The organism is Mycobacteroides salmoniphilum (assembly GCF_004924335.1).
Taxonomy (GTDB): Bacteria; Actinomycetota; Actinomycetes; order Mycobacteriales; family Mycobacteriaceae; genus Mycobacterium; species Mycobacterium salmoniphilum.
Genome location: NZ_CP024633.1, coordinates 4,542,159 through 4,558,085, shown reverse-complemented (window position 1 = coordinate 4,558,085; position 15,927 = coordinate 4,542,159). Strand labels below are relative to the sequence as shown.

Sequence of the window (15,927 nt, the reverse complement as noted above, 5' to 3'; positions counted from 1 at the left end):
GTCAAAGGAGATGCGCAGTGGATTTGGTCACCATGCTCGGGATGCCGGGGGAAGCCCTTCGGGCGACGCGGGACGACTGGCGGGGGTCGCTTACCGACGTGGTGCGTCAGGCCTTCGCGTTGCACTTCGACGGCAACGGGTTCTATCGCGCCCAGTGCGACGCCGTCGGCCTCACCCCGCATGACATTCGCGACTGGGCTGACCTGCAGCGCATCCCGCTGCTTCCAGTCAGCATGTTCAAACAGGCTGGGGCGCATGTGCTCATGACCTGCGGGCTTGAGGACGTCGAGATTGAGATCCGGTCTACTGGCACGAGCGGCGTGCCTTCTGTGGCGCGACGCGATGCGATGACGGTGACCCGGGCGTCGGTCGGAATCTTCGGCGGATACCGGGACTTCTTCGGTATTTCCCACGGTGCAGGGCTGTTTCTGTGCCCGTCCACCGCCGAGGTGCCCGAGATGGGCATGGTGAAGATCTTCAATCTTCTCACCGGCATGCTCGACGATCACCGCTACGTCGTGCGCGAGTATTCCTTTGATCCGGAGGAGGCGTTGGCGCAGCTGCGGAGCTGGGAGGGGAGGATGACCAGGCACCTGATCGGTCCACCGTTCATCATCGCCCGATTCCTCAAATACCTGGAGCTCGAGGACATTCCGCTCACCCTCGACCCCGACTCGCTGATCATCATGCTCGGCGGCTGGAAGCAGTACACCGGAAACTCGATCAGCCGAGACGATTTCAACGAGAAGGCGCAGCGCGTGCTGGGCATCGACCGCACCCGAATCCGCGACATGTACGGCATGATCGAGTCCAACATGCTCGCCATCGAGTGCGAGCATCAGCGCAAGCATGTGCCGCCGTGGTGCTACATCTCGATCCGTGACGTCACCGACGCGACTGTCGAGCTTGAACCCGGTAAGACCGGCGGGATAGCGATCCTTGACGCGTTGAACACCGCGTACCCCGGTTTCCTGCTCTCCGACGACATCGGTGAGGTCGACGAGGGCGATTGCCCCTGCGGCCGCACCGGTCAGACCGTGAAGTTCCGCCGGCGCCGTCAGGGCGCCGAACTGGGCTGCTGCGCCGTGAGTATCGAAAAATACATCGACTCAAGGGAAGTCGTCGCCGAGTGTGAGCTGGTTCCCGCCGGAGCTTCGCAAGGGGCGGGCGCCTAGTGCCACGGTTCAGTCCGACGGTGGTCGACCACTTCACCAACCCGCGTAACTCGGGCCGACTGGCGCAGGTTGATGTCACCGCCTTTATCGGTAACCCGGTGTGTGGGGACCAGATCCTGTTGACCGCGCAAATCCAGGAGGAGGTCGTGAGTCGGGTCGGATTCGAGGCTTACGGATGCTCGGCTTCCCTGGCGGTCGCGTCCATCCTCACTGAGCGGCTTGCCGGTATGTCGGTGGAGGCGATCGCGACGATCGAACCGACACAGGTCGCTGAATGGTCGGGGGGCCTCTCGCCGGAACAGCAGCACGTCGCCGCCCTCGGTGCCGATGTCGCGCAACGCCTAGCCAACAACTACCGCAACGGAATTGACGAAGATGTCAGCACCATCCCTGGAACTTAGTCCGCCCGCGCAGGTGGCGCCGTCTGAGATCTACTTGGACTACGCCGCGACCGCACCCCTGCATCCCCGGGCCGCACAGGCGATATTGAGCGGACACCAACTGGTCGGCAATCCGTCGAGCCGCCATGGTGCCGGACGTGACGCCGCCGATGCCCTCACCGATGCCCGCCGCACCATCGCTGCGCTGTTCGGAGCCGACGCCGAGGAGGTGGTGCTGACTTCCGGAGGCAGTGAGGCAAACACCCTGGCGTTGTGGGGAACCTTTGCCGCCGTGGGATTTCGGGGCCACCTGGTGACCTCGTCCATTGAGCACCCGGCAGTCGTGGCGAACGCTCATGCGCTGCAGGACCTGGGCGTGGAGGTGACCTTCGTGGAGCCCGCACCGACGGGACATGTCGTTGCGGGGAATGTCGCTCGGGCGCTGCGCCGCGATACCGTGCTGGTCTCGGTGATGCACGCAAACAACGAGACCGGCGCCATTCAGCCTGTCCGGGAGATCGCCGACATCGCCATGCGATCGGGCGCGGCGTTCCACATAGACGCCGTACACACGGCGGGCAAGCTTGCCCTGACAAGCCTTGGAGCCACCATGATCTCGGTGTCGGCGCATAAGTTCGGCGGTCCACGCGGAATGGGTGCGCTGCTGGTACGGCGCGGACACCAGCTGTCGCCGGTCATGCGCGGCGGACCGCAGGAGAACCGGCTGCGTGCGGGCACCGAGAACGTGCCCGGCGCACTCGGCATGGCCGCGGCGGCCGACGTGTGTCTGCGCACGGCGTCATTGGGGTACCGGCTGGCAATGCGGGATCGGCGCGAGCAGCTGATCGACGGGCTTCGCCCGCTGGGCGGTGTGCATCTCAACGTGACCGAGCCGGTGCTGGAGGAGACCGTCAGTGTGCGCTTCGACGGCATTCGTGCCGACACCCTCGCCGACGATCTCGACATGCACGGCATCTATGTATCCACCGGATCGGCGTGCCACGCGGGCGAAGACTCGGTTTCTCATGTGCTGCAAGCGATGCAGCTGACAGAGGAGCAGGCGCGGGGCACGGTGCGATTCTCGATGGGGCCGGACGTGTCAGAGGAGGACGTCGAGAGAGTCATCGCGGCCACCACCCGGGCCGTGCAGAGGCTACGCGCGATGGCAGGCGGGATGGTCCGATGATCGTCGCCGTCAAGAACCTTGTTGCCGAGCGCGCCCGATTCGTCCTTTCGGTGATCGGTGTCGCCGTGGCGGTGATCCTGGTGTTAGTGATGTCTGGCATTTTTGTGGGCACCACGAATCAGGTCACCACCTACATCGACCATTCCAAGGGTGCGGTCTGGGTAGTTCAGCCGGGTGTTTCCCAGATGTTCCGTGCGGTGTCATGGTTGCCCGGCGATGGTAAGGACCGGCTGCTCAAGGTTCCCGGTGTGCAGTCGGCAGAACCGATCCTCGGTCTGCCGTCCGATTTCGTGCACAACGGCGGGCACACCGCGTACTTTGTCGTCGGATACGACACGACCACCGGTGCGGGAGGCCCGTGGTCTTTGTCGGAGGGCCGCAACGTGAATGGGTCCGGGGAGGTCGTACTCGATCGAGTGCTGGCCAAGAAGAACAAGATCCACATCGGGGACACGGTGCAGCTCGTAGACGGTGATTTCACGGTGGTGGGTTTGTCCAACCAGACCGCTGCCGTGGGCAACTTCTACGCGTTCGTCTCCCTGCCGGATGCTGCGCACCTGCTGCGCGCGGGAAATCGCGCGTCCTACTTCCTGATTCATCCTGCCGAAGGATTCACCGCCGAGCAGGTCGCGGACTCGGTCCGAAGGACGGTTCCCGGGATGGACGCGCTCACCGCGGCAACTTTCGCCGAGAATAGCCGGGCGATTGTCATCTCGATGATCGGGCGACCGTTGAAGACGATGATCGGGATCGCCGCGCTGGTGGGGGTGGCGCTCGTGGGGTTGACCGTTCTCGCGGTGACCACCGAGCAGATGAGTGATTTCGCGGTGTTGCGCGCATTGGGCGTTCGTCCGGCGCAGTTGTGCCGCACCGTGATCACCCAGGCGATCCTGATCGCTGGACTCGGATACCTGTTGGGTGCAGGCATTACCTATGGGGTGCAGTTCCTGGTGAAGGATCGGCTGGGAGACGTCACGGTGCAGGTCACTCCCACCATGCTCGCCGCGATGGCGGCGGCCACCGGTGTCATGGCGATCATCGGATCACTGATTCCTGTCCGACGAGTGACACGGATCGACCCTGCCCAGGCGTTCCGGAGGTGAGTTCGATGAATCCTGTGTTGCGACTTGAGAATGTGGAGCATCAGTACGGCAGCGGCGACGCGGCGGTGCGCGCTCTGCGTGGTGTGGATCTGGCGGTCAAGCCCCACGAGGTGGTGCTGGTTGTCGGCCCCTCGGGCGGAGGTAAGACCACCGCGCTTCTTGTCATGGGGCTGTTGCTCACCCCGGGCTCGGGGCGCGTCCGGATCGACGGACAGGACGTTGGTGAACTCGGCGAGCGGGAACGAGCGCGGATCCGATTGAAGCGCTTGGGCTTCCTATTTCAGGAGTACAACCTTCTCAACGCGTTGACCAGCGCGGAGAACGTAGCGCTGCCATTGCGTTATGCCGGGGTCAAGAAGGATGCCGCGCTGGCGCGGGCTAGGGAACTGCTAATCGAGCTGGGGTTGGCGCACCGGACCAACCATCGCCCGCCTGCGCTTTCGGGAGGCGAGAAACAACGTGTGGCGGCAGCCAGGGCTCTGGTTGCGCGCCCCGGCCTGGTACTCGCCGACGAGCCGACCGCGAACCTGGATTCAGCCACCGGCAAGAAGGTGGCCGAGCAACTTGCGGACGCCGCGCGGACTCAAGGGGCGGCGGTGGTCATCGTGACGCACGATCTGCGCCTGACGGGAATCGCTGATCGTGTGCTGCACCTTGAAGACGGCGTGCTGCTGGAGAAGGAGGAACAATGACCGAAACCATTGCGCTACCCGAAGATACGGAAGTCATCGGTGCGCTCCGCGATGCCTTGACCCGGCTACTTCCCCCGGAAGATCTGACACAGGTCGACCTCGCCGCGGTTGATGCCGACTCCCCGTTGCTCGCCCTGCCCGTCGACTCCGTGGTGCTCATGGCGTTGATGAACGAGCTGGAGGACAGGTTCACGGTCTTCATTCCGGAAGAGGAGGCCTTCGCGTTCACCGTGGTGGGTGATATCGGCGTGTTCATTCGTCAACGTCTGAGCGATAAGGCGAAACGCCGCGAACAGGCATGAGTGACATTGCGATTCGTCAGCATGTGGAGGCGAACGCTCCGGCCATGGCATCCGGTGCGATCGACTACGCCATGCTGCTGCGCTCGGAGCTAGAACAGATTGACTTCTACGACTCGCGTAGCCATCTGTACACCCTTCCTGCGGTAAACCTGGTTCTTACCACGCGGGTTCGTGCCGCAGCGCTGACCGCGCGGGGCCTTCGCCGTGGCGACCGGGTCGCAATGATCGCGGCGAGTGACGAGGAATACCTGACCACGCTGCTGGCAGTGCTGTTGCTGGGTGCGGTGCCGTGCGCGATCGCACCCCCGCCCACTCCGTCGCGCCCGGATTCGGCGGGTGTGGCGCACTTGGGTGCGGCGCTGGGGGTGCTGAACCCGGCCATGGTCATCGCGCAACCCCGGGTGGCGGTGGCGGTCGCGCACCGGGCAGTCGTGACGTATAACGAACTGACCGATGCCGATCCGATTGACTGGCATCGGTGTTCGCAGCCCGATCCCGGCGATATCCACCACATTCAGCTGACCTCCGGATCCACGTCGGCTCCCAAAGCGGTGCTGTTGACGCATGGCAATGTGGTGCACAACGCCAGCTCAATCGCTTATGGCACAAGAGCTTTGCGCGGACGTGATCGGGTGTTCAGCTGGCTGCCGTTCTACCATGACATGGGGTTCATACAGGTGCTGGCCGCACTGCTCTACGGCCTGCGCATCGGGGTGATGACGCCGATGGGATTTCTGCGGGATCCGATGTCCTGGCCGCGACACATGTCCCAGCATGGGTCGACACACACCGCAGGCCCGCCCTTCGCGTATCGGGCGGTATCGGAGGCGGTCTCGCGTAGTGGAGCCCCCGCAGACCTGGACTTGTCCGCGCTGCGGCACGCGTATGTCGGTGCCGAGCCCATTCCGTTCTCGGTGCTGCATGAGGTCACCGACCGACTTGCACCACTGGGGATGCGGACAGATGTGTTGGTGCCGTGCTACGGCATGGCTGAGACGGTGCTCGCGACAACCGTTGCACTGCAACCTTCTACGCCCGATGCTTCGTCCTTCGGAAGGGTGCGGGTTGGTCGCAGGCCGGATGACGGTCAGCCTGTGGTGTCCTGCGGACAGGTGGTTGATGGCTTGGACCTTCGGGTCGTCGCCCCCGACGGCGAGCTATTGCCCGACGGTGTGGTGGGCGATATCCAGGTGAGCGGTCCGTCGGTGATGTTGGGCTACTTGACCGCGGACGGCGGGGTCGCGGTGCCCGCGGACGGCTGGCATGACACCGGCGACCGGGGCTTTGTCACCGATGGTGAACTGTTCGTGGTGGGCCGTCACAAGGAGATGCTCATTGTGCGTGGTCGCAATTTCCCGCCCTATGACATCGAGCGGGAGATCGACGGGATGTCCGGCGCCGGGGGTGTTTCCGTCGTCTTTTCGCTGCGTGACGAACAGCGAGCCCGAGAATCGGTGATCGCCGTCGTCGGAACACGGGCCGCGGCCGACGAGTACGAGGAACTTCGCACGCGCATCGCCGGCGGGGTACGCGCAGCCTTTGGGTTCTCCCTCGATGAGGTGGTGCTGGTGCCGGCGCGGACAATTCCCCGGACCAGCAGCGGAAAACGTCAGCGGCTTACGGTGCGCGAGGCGTATCGCGCCGGCTCGCTCATCTAGCCGTCAACGCCGAACAGCTTTGCGCCGTTGCGGTAGAGGACATCGCGCATCCACCCGTCGTCGACGCCGGGCACGGACCGCAGCGCGGTGATGGCCTCGGCATATCCGTAGGGGATGTTCGGAAAGTCGCTGCCGAAGAAGATCTTGTGCCCTAGATCCAGAAGCCGTGGGTAGGCAGCTTCCGGAAACGGTGCCTTCTCGTTGGAGAACGTGGTGAAGGCCATGGTGGTGTCGAGCCGTACCTCGTCGTACCGTGCAGAGATATCGAGGAAGTCCGAGTACTCGGGCATACCCATGTGCGCGATGATCAGGCGTAGTCGCGGAAACTGCGTCAGCAGCAACCGGATTGGTTCGGGCCCGGTGAATTCGCCCGGAGCCGGGCCCGAGCCGCAATGGATCACCACCGGAACTCCGGCGTCCTCGAGCAGACCCCACACCGGGAGGAGCAGCGGATCGATGGGGGAGAACGCACCCACCTGAATGTGGACCTTGAAGATGCGGGCTCCCGCCTCGATGGCCTCGTGCACATAGTCGAGCGCATCGGATTCGGGAAAGAAGGTTGCGGTGTGGATGCAGTCGGGGGTCTGCGCCGCGAACTGGGTCGCCCACTGGTTCAGCCAGGCAGCCATCTGCGGTTTGTGCGCGTAGATCAATGAGGTGAAGCGGAGCACTCCGAACTCCCGCAGCGTCTGCATCCGCTGCGACTCCTCGGCGCGGTAGGTGATCGGCCAGGGGCGCCCGATGAGAGGCCCGGCCGAGTCGAAGTAGGCCCACACCTTGTCCATGACGGATTTGGGCATGAAGTGGGTGTGCACGTCCACGATCCCCGGTATATCCAGCTCCTGCCAGATTTGTCTGACGGGCGCGGGGTCGAAAGCTGATGCGGACATAGACCTATCTATATCAATTGATCGGCCCAGCGCGGCAACGGCTCCGAAATATACCCCCTAGGGGTACTTGCCAAGGCCTGGTGACCACTGCTACGTTCAGGTTGTCAGATACCCCCATGGGGTATAGAAAGGAATGGACGAAATGTCGGCGACGGATACCTACGACTGGAATCTCAAGGGCGATTGGTTCGACGTGTGCAGCTGCAAGCTGCCCTGCCCGTGCAGCTTCGCGCAGGAACCCACACACGGGGACTGCCTTTTCACCTTGGTGTGGCATGTCAACGAAGGCCATTGGGGCGATGTTGACTTGAGCAATCTGGGGGTGATTGCTCAGGGCGAGTTCAGGGGGAACATGTGGATAGGTGACCCGGACGCGACGATGAAGCTGATGTTCTACATCGATGAGTCCGCGGACGCCCGTCAGCGCATCGCGCTCGAGCGAATCTTTACGGGTAAAGAGGGCGGCTGGCCCGCGGAGTTCGCAAGTCTCATCGAAGAACTGCGCGGTATCGAGTACGTCCCGATCAACTTCGACAAGGCCGACGATCTCGCGAGTTGGGGTGCCGAGATCCCCGGCAAGGTGGATCTCCGTGTCGAGGCCCTGACCGGCCCTACGGCCGACCCCAGTCGGCGAGTCACCACGACGAACGCACCCGGAGCTGAAGTGGGTCCGGGTCAGGTTGCGACCTGGGGTGTGGTCAAGAAGGACCACTCCGTCGGGTTCGAATGGTCACACGAGCATCGCGGAGAGTCGAGCAAGCACTTCCCGTTCGATTGGCGTCCTGACGGCAAGGTAGAGGTTGTGTCAGAGGAGTTGGTGTCGGCCCAGCAGGGTGGATGCTGCTGCTCGGACTGAGCGGATCGGTGGCCGCGCGGGGAACAGGCTCTGCGCGGCCACCACAGCCCGCCGGGAATGAACTCGGGTGCGGTAGGACTTCAATAGACACGTGAACATCGATCTGACTGGTAAGACCGCCTTAGTCACGGGATCCACGCAGGGTATTGGACTGGAAATCGTTCGGCAGCTGGCCGCCAGTGGTGCGCGGGCTGTGGTGAATGGTCGCTCGCAGGACCGCGTCGATGCGGCCATTGCCGAGATTGGGCTTCAGAACGGCAGTGTCATCGGAGTCGCCGCGGACGTTTCCACTGCCGAGGGAGTGCAGCTGCTCCGCGAGCAGCTCCCCGAGGTGGACATCCTGGTCAACAACTTGGGCATCTTCGGTGCGATACCGGCACGTGAGATCACCGACGAACAGTGGCGGAATTACTTCGAGGTGAACGTACTGTCCGCGGTGCGTCTTATCCGGGCGTACTTGCCGGGGATGATCGACGCCGGATGGGGCCGCATCATTCAGATCGCCAGTGACTCGGCGATTGTCATTCCGCAGGAGATGATCCACTACGGGGTCTCCAAGACCGCGTTGTTGGGGGTCACGCGTGGGTTCGCGAAGGATGCAGCAGGCTCTGGTGTCACCGTCAACTCGGTCATCGCCGGGCCCACGCACACCGCGGGCGTCGAGGACTTCGTCTATCAGCTTGTCGACACGTCGCTGCCCTGGGATGAGGCGCAGCGTGAATTCATGAAGAAGCATCGGCCGCAGTCGCTGCTGCAGCGTTTGATCGAACCGGCGGAGATCGCCAACTTGGTCGTGTACCTCAGCTCCCCGTTCGCTTCCGCGACAACGGGCGCCGCGGTTCGTGCCGACGGCGGGTACGTGGATTCAATCCTGCCCTAGCGGCCACTGGGCGTTATGGAGAGCGTCTCGTCGATATCCAGAACGGTGACGAGGGTGCGCACCCACCATCGTCGTTGTTGGCGGCCTTGGCTCGCGTCTGGTTCGAGAATGCCGGCACTGCGGCGAAATGCCGCTCCGTAAGCAGCTTCGGTGGCCAGCGCCTGATGCAGAGCGGCGACGGCAAGACGGGTGTCATCGCGCGGCGGTCGGCGACCATGCGTGGGCTTCCGGGCTGCGTGCAGGGTATCGACGACGGGATTGAGTAGACCGGCACCGTCATCGCGCCACCCTGCAGCGTGAAGGGCGATGGCCAACTCCCCGTAGCCGTCTTCATAGACATCTGCGATGCAGTCCACCAACTCAGACACCTGTGCGCCGCGACTGACCCAGTCGTGGGTGGCGTGCTCGACTGTGTCGCGGATCCGGGTACCGCCGTGATGCAGTAGCGCCACGAGTAGACCGTCGCGGTTCTTGAAGTGGTGGGTGATACCCGCATCGGTCATACCGACTCGGGTGGCGACGGCGCGTACCTCGACGGCGTGCGGACCGGACTCGACAAGAAGCTCCTCGGCGGCATTGAGTATCAACGACTTCGCCTCGTCGGGGCGTCGGCGAGTTCGAGGCTGGCTCATGCGCCAGAGTTTACCTTGACGCTTCAAAGTATAGGGCTTACCTTGATCTTGCAAGGTATGGCGCATCGAATGGAGGTCAGTGATGTTGACGTTCGAGGAGAAACTGCCGGGTGTTGACGAAGGAGTCGCGCTGGTGCCGCTTTTTCGGGGCGTATGGCGCGTGGCTAGGTACGTGGTCATGCCCACCACCCCGGCCGGTACGCGCGTGGTCATCGAAATCCCAGACGGGAGGCTGGAGGGGCGGGGGATTTCTGCGCAGACTCTGGGCGGCGCGAATGCCGACTGGTTCGTTATCGGGCCGGACGGGACTGGCACCGCCGACTATCGAGGAACCATGCAGACCGCTGACGGCGCGGCGATCTACATCCACGGCCATGGCCGCTGCGATATGTCAGCGGGCTTCGCGGCCGGAGCGGTCTTGCGCGGACACGCACATTTCGAGACCGGCAGTGACCAGTACCGCTGGCTGAACAAGGTGCACGCGGTATTTCGCGGTGTTGTCGTTGGTGACGGGGTGGCGGGCAAGGGTGTCTACCACGACGAATACTTCGAAGTCCGCTGATATCGGGTTGGGCTCCGCAGACTTTCCTTCAACGCCAAAAGGGCCGCTTCCGTAGGCTGATTCGGAAGCGGCCCTTGGTCTTTGGCGGGCTAGTTGATACCGCCGATGAACTGACCGCTGGCGGGCGGGGTGTAGCGCATCTGCGGGCCAGAGTTGTTCATCGTGTACTGGCCGGTGCCCAGCCGAGCGTGATCCCTGTTGTTGCCCCCCGAGCCGTTATTGCCGGCCCCGGCGACGACGGCGGAGGTGGGAGAGGCCGTCAATTCGATGGCCGCGAAACTTGGCACCAGGATCGCGAGACCGATGCCCGCCGCGGCGACAACGCGGCTTGCGTTAGTGGAAATGGCCTTCGAGGTGGCGGTGATGGCGGTCATTGTGTCTGCGCTCCAATGCTTTTGAAGATCTACTTGCGATGCTTCTAATAACGTGAGCGCTATCCGTCGCCATCCTCGATGGCCTGTGATAAGTCAGTCAGCTCGCCGCGGAATAATCAGGGGGACTGGCCTGTTCGATAGAGTAAGACAACCGAATGCGACAACGCGGACTCCCATGGCCATATGACCGGGGGGTCCGCGTGTGCGTATTCGGTTTTATTCAGTTGTGCGTTGGGCAAGAGATGTCGACATACACGGTCGAGAAGGCGGTGGCACCGCGCAGCCCCTCGACGCCGGTCACCACACACTGCGACAGCGGCGCGTCGGCGATGCCGTTCAGTTGGACCGTGTAACCCTGCGCCTGCAGCTGGTCCACGGTGTCCGCGGCGGATGACCCGCCTCCGGCCGACGCTGAGGCCTGCGCGCTGAACGCAAACGAAGCCACGGCCATCGCTCCGAGCGCTGCGGCTGCCACCAAGAATGAAACCGCTGACCGGATGGCCGACCGGGTGAATGAAGTGATCTGAGTGTTCATGGCGGTTCCTTCCACCGTCGAGAAGTCCTAACGTTTAGAGGAACTGCTAACCATTAGCAGTTATTTCCTCTTCACTGTTAGATAGGCCACATGGTTACAAGTAGCGCTATCCATTAGGAGGGTTACAGTCGTGGCATGGAAACGAGCACGTCGGGCACCATCGCCGCCATCCTCGGTGAACCGCTGCCCGTGGAACTGATGAACACGGTTCGTGGTGGACGTGGGGATATTCGGGATGCCCTGGACGGCGACCAGTCGGTGTACGCATGGCTCAATGCGATGGCGGATCGGATCCTGGCCGAATCAGGTGCCCACACGATTGCCTTCTCATTCGAGGATGCGCAGTTTGTCGCCGGTGACCTACGCGCCCTGCGCGACGCGTTACGGTGCCTGGCCGCCGAGGTCACCGAGGATCCGAGACCACCGACGTCCGGGATGACGCATACCCAGGCCGTCGCCACGATCAATACGCTCGCTCGTGCCCGGGCGGAGTTGGTGTGGCCGGTGGACGGAGCGCCCAGTAGAACGGCGACGGCACGCGGATCGCAGGCACGGTTGACCGTTGGGTTGATCGCTCGTCAGGCCGTCGACTTATTCGGTGGCCCGGAACGCCACCAGCTGCGTGCCTGCCTGGCGTCACACTGCGTGCTCTACTTCGTCAAGGAGCACCCGCGCCGGGAATGGTGCACGCCCAAATGTGGTAACCGCGCTCGGGTGAAGCGGCATTACGACCGTCAAACCGTGGCGGGCTCCTAGCCGTTATCGGTGACCGCGCGCCGTTTCTCCAGGAACAGCTTGATGGCGGTCGCGGCCGCCGGGAGGGTCGACAAGATGGCGACCACCAGGATGATGATGTCCAGGTGCTCGCCGACGAAGGCAACGTTGCCCAGGAAGTAGCCGACCGTCGTCAGCCCGACACCCCATGCTGTGCTACCGATAGCGTTGTACAGCAAGAACATTGGATAGCGCATCCCCGACATGCCCGCGATGACCGGGGTGAAGGTGCGGACCACACCGATGAACTGGGCAACCAGCAGTGTCTTGGGTCCGTGTTTGTCGAAGAACTCGCGGGAGGCGGTCAGATACCGCTGTTTGAAAAAGCGGGCATCTTCCTTCTTGAACAGCGCCGGACCCAGCCGGCGTCCGATGAAATAGCCGCATTGGCTGCCCAGCAGTGCGGCCACTGCGGCGCATGGCGCCAAGACTTGGATCGAGACAGGTGAATTCGGCTGGGCGGCAATTAGTCCTGCGGAGAACAGCAGGGTGTCACCGGGCAGGAAGGGAAACAGCAGGCCGGTCTCGATGAAGACGATGACCATGACCCCAGCCAGTACGGCGCCACCGAACAATCCGCCCTCGCCCAGCCAATACATCGGATCCATGACGTCCGCGGGCGCCAGACCCATGTCCATGGCTGGAAGTTAGCCACGGAACATTGCGGGACAGCAAACAACACGAGAACCCCACCTGGCGCGCTCACGGTCGGTGGGTGTTCCGGTATGACGGGTGGGTGGCATCCGGGTGAACAATCTAGACCTGCCGAGATCATCGGAATACCGTGGCAGTCATGGCCCGCACCACGTTCAGTGTCGCGACGTTCAACATGTACAACCTGCAGGACGCGGACACGCCGCTCTACGCCACGACGAAGCCATGGACTCCCGAGGAGTTCAAGCGCAAGAGCGAATGGGCAGCATGGCAATTGGGGATCATCGGGGCGGACGTGATAGGGCTGCAGGAAGTGTGGAGCAAGAGCGCACTGGACGCGGTTCTAGCGGCAGACCCACAGGGTCTGGCCGACGGCTACGACGTGCTGGCCACTCCGGCGATAGGAACATCCATCACCTGCGCCGCGCTGGTTCGTAAGGGGCTCTTGACCGGAAAGCCCACGTGGATAACCGACTTCCCCAAGGCCGTGCGGCTTGAGTCCCGGGATGACCCCGGGGACCCGCAGGCGCCCGCCATCGACGTCTCGATCAAGAGCTTTTCCCGGCCGGTGCTGAACTTTCAGGTTCAGCTGCGTGACGACGAACCGGCCACGGAAGTCTTTGTGGTGCACCTCAAATCCAAGCTACCCACGCAGATCAGCAAGGAAGCCTGGTACAAGAAGTCCTCGGCGACGTATCGGCCACATCAGCAGGCGCTGGGTGACGGGATCTCAACCATCCGCCGAACCGCGGAGGCGGTGGCCGTGCGCGTGCTGCTCAACGGCGTCATGCGCGACACGGAGACTCCGGTGATCGTGCTGGGCGACATAAACGACGGCAAAGAGAGCAACACGGCGAACATCCTGACCGGCCAGCCGCGCTATCTCGTCGGAGATTCTCAGGGTGGCAGCGACTTTGGGCTCTACTCGGCGCAGACACTGCAGGAGTACCGGGACACACGCGACGTGTACTACACCCACGTGCACCAAGATCTGCGGGAGTCACTCGACCATGTGCTCGTCAGCGAGCAGTTCTACGACCACAGCCGTAAACGGGTGTGGCTCTTCGACGGGCTACTGATCAACAATGACCATCTCAATTTCGAGAATCACCGGCAGACCGGTACCGGGGACCACGGCATCGTCAGGGTGAGCTTCAAGCACAACCCCGTGAAGTAACTTGCTTACCGGCCTTTAATGCTCGTTGAGTGCTTGTTGTAGTAGTTGATTGAGCTCATTGCGCACCTTCTCGAGCGGCGCGATATCGCGGTTGGCGCGGGCCAATATCAGGCCGCCCTCGATTGCCGAGACAATCAAGGTGGCCAGCCCGTCCGCGCGCTTCTGTGGAAATCCCATATCGGCGAGACCCGACATGATGAGCTCCTGCCACGACTGAAAGATGGTGTCGGCCTGTGGAATCAGACTGCCGTCGATCTCGCCGCCCCCGATTGCCGCTGAGGCGATTGGGCAGCTGGCCCCAAAGTCTTTGTCGTGCAGTATCTCTATCCAGAAATTGACGTAGTGGTCGATCCCGCCGGCGGGGCCGACCGTAAAAGCCTCGGTGATCGTTGCGGCGGTGATCTGGCCGGCCAGCTCGAGTGCCTCGCTGATCAGTTGTGCGCGCCCGTCGGGGAAGTAGTAGTAGACCGAACCACGCGGGGCGCCGCTTCGGGCAATCACCTCATCGACGGTGACTCCGGCCGCGCTTCTCTCGGCCATCAGCTCAACAGCCGCGTACAGCATCCGCTGCTTGGTCTTGCCTCTACTTACCTTCTGCGGAGCCTTCGCGACGGCCACCGGCCAACCATCCTTTCTGCTCCGCCATGAGCACGGAGCCCTGCCAGTGTATAGATTATGGTATCTACCATATGTTAGATTACCGAAATTGAGCACCGGCTGGAGTGCTCGGCCCGTCACAACAGCGCGAGGAGAGACATGGCAGATCTGCGAACAAGCCACGTGACCATCGATGGAGTGCGGTCTCCGCTGCTGCTCGCCGGTCCAGATCGTGGCGATACGGCAGTGGTGTTCATTCACGGAAATCCGGGTTCATCGCACGACTTCCGCGGACTGCTCGGGGCGGTCGGCGATCACGCGCGGGCTGTGGCCCTGGACATGCCGGGGTTCGGGCAGGCGGACAAACCCAGCGGTTTTCCGCAGAATGCGGTCGGGCATGCAATACATCTAGATGGCGTACTGGCCGAGCTGGGCATCACCAACGTCCACCTGGTGCTACACGATTTCGGTGGACTGTGGGGCTTGACCTGGGCTGCCGCCCACCTGAACCAGGTCGCATCGATCACTCTGATGAACACCGGCGCCGTCTCAGGGCATCGCTGGCACTGGCCGGCTCGGCTCTGGCTCACCCGGCGGCTCGGTGAGCTGGTCATGCGCCTGACCACGACTGCGGCGTTCAAACTGGTCATTCAATACGGTTACGCTCTCAAGCCCGCGCCCACTCGGCTGCCCGCCGAGTTCCTGGCTCATATGGCACGCGATTTCGATTCGGACACAAGGGATGCGGTGATCCGTTTGTACCGTGCCTCACATCACTTGGGGGAGTTCGGCGAGCCCCTCGCATACCTGTTGCGCCAGCATGACATTCCCGCTCTGGTGATCTGGGGAGCGCGCGATCACTTCCTGCCCGTAAAGCATGCCCATCAGCAGCTGCAGGCGTTCCCCTCCGCGCAACTGGTCATCTTGGATACGGCCGGTCACTGGCCCCTGATCACCCACGCGGCTGAAACAGAAACGGCCGTCACGGCTTTCCTGACACCACTGCTCGGGCGCCACACTCTCCAGGGCTCGCTGTCGCCGGTCGCGCCCGTCACGACACGCTGAGAACTCGCCGGTCACCGAGCGGATTATCCAGTGGCACTGAAAGACTGCCCTGTACGGCGATCAGGATGCAGGCCTTGCCGACGGCCTCCGGCGGTGTGCCACCGCGCAACGCGATCTCTACTGCGTCGTCCGTCTCGTGGGCGGCTGCGTGCACGCCGTGGCACTGCGGAGTGCCGCTGGTGAAGTGCACGATCACGGCGTTGCCGTCGGCGGAGCGACTCCAGGTGTCGAATGTCATGGGACGGCTGCCGAGGATTCGCGCATCGTCCTGAAATACGACGGATGAGGTGTCGGGTGGAATCTCCGTCGGGGTGGCGGCCGAGGTATCGGCTGTTGCCCGCGGCGTATCGAGCCCACGATCGCCACAACCCACGAGAAGGATGAGAGACAGGGCTGCCAGCACAACCGTACGCATGTCCCCACGGTAGGCGCCCG

At 63.1% G+C, this 15,927-nt stretch carries 20 protein-coding genes; 13 read left to right on the top strand and 7 right to left on the bottom strand.

Going from position 1 to position 15,927, the window contains the following annotated elements; genetic code table 11:
• Window positions 1–17 precede the first annotated feature (17 nt).
• The 7 genes from DSM43276_RS22510 to DSM43276_RS22480 are packed head-to-tail and all read left to right on the top strand — an operon-like array spanning window position 18 to window position 6,496.
• Complete coding sequence (locus tag DSM43276_RS22510; protein WP_078328517.1) at window positions 18–1,175, top strand: LuxE/PaaK family acyltransferase; 1,158 nt, start codon at window positions 18–20, stop codon at window positions 1,173–1,175.
• Window positions 1,175–1,576: an iron-sulfur cluster assembly scaffold protein gene (locus tag DSM43276_RS22505; RefSeq protein ID WP_078328516.1), complete on the top strand. Its 402-nt coding sequence runs from the start codon at window positions 1,175–1,177 to the stop codon at window positions 1,574–1,576. The genes DSM43276_RS22510 and DSM43276_RS22505 overlap by 1 nt, the downstream gene beginning before the upstream one ends.
• Window positions 1,551–2,741: a cysteine desulfurase family protein gene (locus DSM43276_RS22500; protein ID WP_078328515.1), complete on the top strand. Its 1,191-nt coding sequence runs from the start codon at window positions 1,551–1,553 to the stop codon at window positions 2,739–2,741. The genes DSM43276_RS22505 and DSM43276_RS22500 overlap by 26 nt, the downstream gene beginning before the upstream one ends.
• Complete coding sequence (locus tag DSM43276_RS22495) at window positions 2,738–3,844, top strand: ABC transporter permease (RefSeq protein WP_078328514.1); 1,107 nt, start codon at window positions 2,738–2,740, stop codon at window positions 3,842–3,844. The genes DSM43276_RS22500 and DSM43276_RS22495 overlap by 4 nt, the downstream gene beginning before the upstream one ends.
• Window positions 3,845–3,849: 5 nt before the next feature.
• Window positions 3,850–4,536 (top strand): ABC transporter ATP-binding protein, encoded by a 687-nt coding sequence (locus DSM43276_RS22490; protein WP_078328619.1) that lies wholly within the window; start codon window positions 3,850–3,852, stop codon window positions 4,534–4,536.
• Window positions 4,533–4,838: an acyl carrier protein gene (locus tag DSM43276_RS22485; protein ID WP_078328513.1), complete on the top strand. Its 306-nt coding sequence runs from the start codon at window positions 4,533–4,535 to the stop codon at window positions 4,836–4,838. The genes DSM43276_RS22490 and DSM43276_RS22485 overlap by 4 nt, the downstream gene beginning before the upstream one ends.
• 23 nt (window positions 4,839–4,861) lie before the next feature.
• Entirely contained in the window at window positions 4,862–6,496 is a 1,635-nt protein-coding gene (locus tag DSM43276_RS22480; protein ID WP_078328618.1) for an AMP-binding protein, read from the top strand.
• On the opposite strand, the gene DSM43276_RS22475 is transcribed toward DSM43276_RS22480, so the two are convergent.
• Window positions 6,493–7,386 carry an amidohydrolase family protein gene (locus tag DSM43276_RS22475; protein ID WP_078328512.1) on the bottom strand — a complete coding sequence of 298 codons (894 nt, stop codon included), beginning with the start codon at window positions 7,384–7,386 and terminating at the stop codon, window positions 6,493–6,495. The two genes, DSM43276_RS22480 and DSM43276_RS22475, sit on opposite strands and share 4 nt — an antisense overlap.
• A 142-nt stretch (window positions 7,387–7,528) precedes the next feature.
• On the opposite strand from DSM43276_RS22475, the gene DSM43276_RS22470 reads away from it, so the two are divergent.
• Together DSM43276_RS22470 and DSM43276_RS22465 are read left to right on the top strand one after the other, a co-directional pair.
• The gene (locus tag DSM43276_RS22470; protein ID WP_078328616.1) at window positions 7,529–8,242 is read left to right on the top strand and encodes a DUF1326 domain-containing protein; all 714 of its coding nucleotides are present in this window, start codon (window positions 7,529–7,531) and stop codon (window positions 8,240–8,242) included.
• 91 nt (window positions 8,243–8,333) lie between these two features.
• Window positions 8,334–9,122, top strand: coding sequence for an SDR family NAD(P)-dependent oxidoreductase (locus DSM43276_RS22465; RefSeq protein ID WP_078328511.1), 789 nt, complete (start codon window positions 8,334–8,336; stop codon window positions 9,120–9,122).
• Here the strand turns inward: DSM43276_RS22465 and DSM43276_RS22460 are convergent.
• Window positions 9,119–9,754, bottom strand: coding sequence for a TetR/AcrR family transcriptional regulator (locus tag DSM43276_RS22460; protein WP_078328510.1), 636 nt, complete (start codon window positions 9,752–9,754; stop codon window positions 9,119–9,121). The genes DSM43276_RS22465 and DSM43276_RS22460 overlap by 4 nt on opposite strands.
• Before the next feature lie 82 nt (window positions 9,755–9,836).
• Between DSM43276_RS22460 and DSM43276_RS22455 the strand changes: the two genes are divergently transcribed.
• Window positions 9,837–10,316: a DUF3237 domain-containing protein gene (locus DSM43276_RS22455; RefSeq protein WP_078328509.1), complete on the top strand. Its 480-nt coding sequence runs from the start codon at window positions 9,837–9,839 to the stop codon at window positions 10,314–10,316.
• An 89-nt stretch (window positions 10,317–10,405) separates the two neighbouring features.
• Here the strand turns inward: DSM43276_RS22455 and DSM43276_RS22450 are convergent, their stop codons facing one another.
• The gene (locus DSM43276_RS22450) at window positions 10,406–10,690 is read right to left on the bottom strand and encodes a hypothetical protein (RefSeq protein WP_078298108.1); all 285 of its coding nucleotides are present in this window, start codon (window positions 10,688–10,690) and stop codon (window positions 10,406–10,408) included.
• 220 nt (window positions 10,691–10,910) lie between these two features.
• Window positions 10,911–11,225, bottom strand: coding sequence for a hypothetical protein (locus DSM43276_RS22445; protein WP_078328508.1), 315 nt, complete (start codon window positions 11,223–11,225; stop codon window positions 10,911–10,913).
• A 135-nt stretch (window positions 11,226–11,360) separates the two neighbouring features.
• Between DSM43276_RS22445 and DSM43276_RS22440 the strand changes: the two genes are divergently transcribed.
• Window positions 11,361–11,981 carry a CGNR zinc finger domain-containing protein gene (locus DSM43276_RS22440; protein ID WP_078328507.1) on the top strand — a complete coding sequence of 207 codons (621 nt, stop codon included), beginning with the start codon at window positions 11,361–11,363 and terminating at the stop codon, window positions 11,979–11,981.
• On the opposite strand, the gene DSM43276_RS22435 is transcribed toward DSM43276_RS22440, so the two are convergent.
• Complete coding sequence (locus DSM43276_RS22435) at window positions 11,978–12,637, bottom strand: DedA family protein (RefSeq protein ID WP_078328506.1); 660 nt, start codon at window positions 12,635–12,637, stop codon at window positions 11,978–11,980. The genes DSM43276_RS22440 and DSM43276_RS22435 overlap by 4 nt on opposite strands.
• A 155-nt stretch (window positions 12,638–12,792) precedes the next feature.
• On the opposite strand from DSM43276_RS22435, the gene DSM43276_RS22430 reads away from it, so the two are divergent.
• Window positions 12,793–13,830, top strand: coding sequence for an endonuclease/exonuclease/phosphatase family protein (locus DSM43276_RS22430; protein ID WP_078328505.1), 1,038 nt, complete (start codon window positions 12,793–12,795; stop codon window positions 13,828–13,830).
• 15 nt (window positions 13,831–13,845) lie between these two features.
• Here DSM43276_RS22430 and DSM43276_RS22425 read toward each other — a convergent pair whose 3' ends face one another.
• The gene (locus tag DSM43276_RS22425) at window positions 13,846–14,448 is read right to left on the bottom strand and encodes a TetR/AcrR family transcriptional regulator (protein WP_078328504.1); all 603 of its coding nucleotides are present in this window, start codon (window positions 14,446–14,448) and stop codon (window positions 13,846–13,848) included.
• Between the two features lie 138 nt (window positions 14,449–14,586).
• Here DSM43276_RS22425 and DSM43276_RS22420 point away from each other — a divergent pair, with 138 nt between their 5' ends.
• On the top strand, window positions 14,587–15,492 hold the full coding sequence (locus DSM43276_RS22420) for an alpha/beta fold hydrolase (RefSeq protein ID WP_078328503.1): 906 nt from the start codon (window positions 14,587–14,589) through the stop codon (window positions 15,490–15,492).
• Here DSM43276_RS22420 and DSM43276_RS22415 read toward each other — a convergent pair.
• Window positions 15,479–15,907 (bottom strand): hypothetical protein, encoded by a 429-nt coding sequence (locus DSM43276_RS22415; protein WP_078328502.1) that lies wholly within the window; start codon window positions 15,905–15,907, stop codon window positions 15,479–15,481. The two genes, DSM43276_RS22420 and DSM43276_RS22415, sit on opposite strands and share 14 nt — an antisense overlap.
• Window positions 15,908–15,927 lie beyond the last annotated feature (20 nt).